At 63.2% G+C, this 2,846-nt stretch carries 5 protein-coding genes and 1 pseudogene; all 6 read right to left on the bottom strand.

Annotated features, from left to right (window positions below; genetic code table 11):
• Positions 1-84: 84 nt before the first annotated feature.
• On the bottom strand, positions 85-228 hold the full coding sequence (locus EOA32_RS40435) for a hypothetical protein (RefSeq protein ID WP_245499512.1): 144 nt from the start codon (positions 226-228) through the stop codon (positions 85-87).
• A 35-nt stretch (positions 229-263) separates the two neighbouring features.
• Positions 264-926, bottom strand: coding sequence for an ABC transporter permease subunit (locus EOA32_RS35905; RefSeq protein WP_245499511.1), 663 nt, complete (start codon positions 924-926; stop codon positions 264-266).
• A gap of 1 nt (position 927) precedes the next feature.
• Positions 928-1,299, bottom strand: coding sequence for a hypothetical protein (locus EOA32_RS40430; RefSeq protein WP_245499513.1), 372 nt, complete (start codon positions 1,297-1,299; stop codon positions 928-930).
• Positions 1,300-1,487: 188 nt separating this feature from the next.
• Positions 1,488-1,598: pseudogene (locus EOA32_RS40425) on the bottom strand (hypothetical protein); the annotation flags it as partial.
• Positions 1,599-1,609: 11 nt separating this feature from the next.
• On the bottom strand, positions 1,610-2,017 hold the full coding sequence (locus EOA32_RS40420) for a hypothetical protein (protein WP_245499510.1): 408 nt from the start codon (positions 2,015-2,017) through the stop codon (positions 1,610-1,612).
• A gap of 27 nt (positions 2,018-2,044) precedes the next feature.
• The coding region (locus EOA32_RS35895; protein WP_145971482.1) for a TauD/TfdA family dioxygenase at positions 2,045-2,846 on the bottom strand (802 nt) is incomplete at its 5' end.

The raw sequence follows: 2,846 nt of genomic DNA, 5'->3' as shown, positions 1-2,846 counted from the left end.
AATGTCGGCCGCGGAAGGGGGAGGGCGGCGGTCCGATGGGAGCGCTGTGCGACAACCGCTCCCGGCCCGCAATCGTGATCAGGCTCATCGTGAGGTCTCCGGACGCCAGCGTTGCAGACGGTTTTCGGCAAGCCTGAGCAGGCCGTGGATCACCAATCCGATCAGCCCGACCACGATCATGGCCGACAAAACGAGTTCCAATTGAAAAAGCTGACGGCCATAGGCCATCAGGTATCCGAGCCCCTCGAAGGATGCGATGAGCTCTACCGCAACCAAGGTCTGCCAGGCGTTGGCAAGGTTTCGCGCAGCCCTGTGAAGATCGACGGCACGGCGGAAGGCAGCACGATCATCGTGAGTTTCGACCAGCGGCTGAACGAAAGGACACGGCCCAGCTCCACATAGGCTTCCGGAACGTCGCGCACGCCTTGGGACGTGTTCAGGACGACTGGAATGAAGGCCGACCAACCGATTGCGACGATCTTCAGGCCTTCGTCGATGCCGACGATGAGAATGACAATCGGCATCCAGCCGAGGGTCGGCACCTGGCTGAGGGCCAGGAACAGCGGACCAACCAATTCGCGAAGTGTCTTAGACAGGCCAACTGCCCTGCCGAAGACGAGGCCAACCGCTGCACCGGCGGCAAATCCCTCCGCAACGCGCTCAAGGCTCGTCATGGTGCTGGAGAGCAGCGAGCCGTCCTGGATGCCGTCCAACAGTGTGTCGAGCACGATCCATGGCGGCGGCAGGATCTGCTCCGGCAAATGGCCAAGGAGAGCGGCGACGGTCCAGGCCGTCAGAAGGCCAAGCGGGACCACGAGGCCGAGAAGCAGGACGCCTCCGGCCGGGAGGATGCCCGGGCGAACGGGGGCCGCACCTGCGGTGCTGTCCCCGTGGCCAGTCTGGGTCGCGCTGAGGCCGGCGGCCATCCTAGTTGCTCGCCGCCTTGGTGTGTTCGACCTCGCCCTCGGTCACTTTCTGGCCCTTTGCGTTGAAGGTGGACCAGTAGTTCTCAAGCTTCAGGTCTAGCAGGGCCTGCTTGAGGTACTTGGTCTCGAACCAGCTGTAGATGTCGACGTCCTTCTTGATCAGGCCATAGGCTTTGGCGCGCTCGGCCTGGTCCTTGTAGCGCGCGATGATGAAATCATCGACGACAGGCGACAGGCGGTGGGCCAGGCGCTCGTCCTTGAAATCGGCCTCGAAGCTTTCGACCGGCAGGCCAGCCTTGGACCAGAGCTCGAAGACTGCCTGGCGATTGGCCTCGTCCGAGCCGAAGCGCGCGGCCTTGACGAAGGCGCGCACGACCTTGGCGGTGAACTCAGGATGGGCCTTCTCGAACTCGGCGGTGACGAGGAGCCCGGCATTTCGCCCGTGGGTCGGGTCTTGTTCTTGGTCGAGTAGATGATCTTGACCGCGCCGCGCTTGGCGAGGTCCAGATATTCCGAGCCGCCGAAAGAAGCCTCGACATTGCCCGAGATGAGCGCGGCCGTGGCGGAATTCGAGTCGAGGCTGACGAAGCGGATGTCCTTTTCGGTGAGGCCGTGCTTTTCGAGGACGCGGTCGGTGGCGATCTGCAAATTGGTGCCGCGGAACTGCGCCACCTTGTGGCCCTTCAGGTCCTCCACGGTCTTGAGCTGCGAATTCGGGGTACGGCAAGATAAAGCGCATCATGGCTGCCGGCTGAGGCCAGATATTTCGTCTGTAGGCCGCGCGAGCGGCCGACGATCGAAGGCAGGTCACCGAGGCCGGCGGCGAAATCAAGCTGTCCGGCGGCGAGCGACTCGTTGAGGGCCGGGCCGGCGCCGCGGAAGAAGGTCCAGGTGATCTTTGTGTCGGGAACGTCCTTGAACTCGGCCTCGACAAGCTGCTGCACGTTGGCCACGGCGACGTATTCGCCATAGGCATAGGGCCGGTCGTCGATGCCGGTTCCAGGATAGCCGATGCGGATAACGGTCTCGGCCGACGCGGGAGCGGCGGCGAGAAGGCCACCGATCAGGGCTGCGATTTGCGCGAATTTCATAAGTGGGGATCCTTGCTGGAGTGAAAGTCAGGCGGCGCGAGCGACGGCGTCGCGAACGAGCTTCTTGCGGGTGACGCTGTGGCGGCCATCGACGCTCACGGGTATATCCCCGTCGAGCGTGGTGCGGCGCACGACCCGGGCGCGGTCGCCATAGTCGTTGACGGCGTAATGCTGGGTGGCCCGGTTGTCCCAGATCGCGACGTCGTTCGCTCGCCAGCGCCAGCGCACCGTGTTTTCGATCCGCTGGACATGAGACTGCAGGAGGGCGTAGAGCTGCTCGGAATCGCTCTTGGAATAACCGACGAAACGTTGCACGAAGGAGCCGAGGACGAGCGAGCGCTCTGCGGTTTCGGGATGGACGCGCACCACGGGATGGTCGGTCTCGTAGACGGTGGAAGCAAAGACCTCTTCATAGTGGCGGCGGTCGGCCTCGCTGGCACGCGGGCGCTGTGCCGCATAGTCATAGGCGTTGCTGTGGGTTGCCCACAACTGTTCGGCGGTCGCGTTGAACGCCGGTGGCAGGCTCTCGTAGGCCGCCACCGTGTTGGACCAAACCGTATCGCCGCCGACCTCGGGAATGGTCACACCGCGCAGGATCGAGATCTTGGGATAGGCGTCGACGAAGGTAACGTCGGTGTGCCAGGCATCGGCGCGGCCACCTCGTGACGAGTCAAGTTCAAGGATCGATGTCGTACCATTGCGTACATGTTCCGTCGGATGAGGAACGAGATTGCCAAGGCGCTTGGAAAAACGCTCCTGCTCGATATCGGTGAGCTGATCCTGGTCGCGGAAGAAGATCACCTTGTGCTGCAGCAGGGCTGCATTGATG

The organism is Mesorhizobium sp. M1A.F.Ca.ET.072.01.1.1 (genome assembly GCF_004023325.1).
Classification (GTDB): domain Bacteria; phylum Pseudomonadota; class Alphaproteobacteria; order Rhizobiales; family Rhizobiaceae; genus Mesorhizobium.
The sequence above is the reverse complement of the archived record's forward strand: the minus strand, read 5'-3'. Positions and strand labels throughout refer to the sequence as shown.

Coding starts and splice junctions, on each gene's coding strand:
- EOA32_RS35905 (WP_245499511.1), bottom strand. CDS start 926: ATGGCCGCCGGCCTCAGCGCGACCCAGACTGGCCACGGGGACAGCACC.
- EOA32_RS40420 (WP_245499510.1), bottom strand. CDS start 2,017: ATGAAATTCGCGCAAATCGCAGCCCTGATCGGTGGCCTTCTCGCCGCC.
- EOA32_RS40435 (WP_245499512.1), bottom strand. CDS start 228: ATGGCCTATGGCCGTCAGCTTTTTCAATTGGAACTCGTTTTGTCGGCC.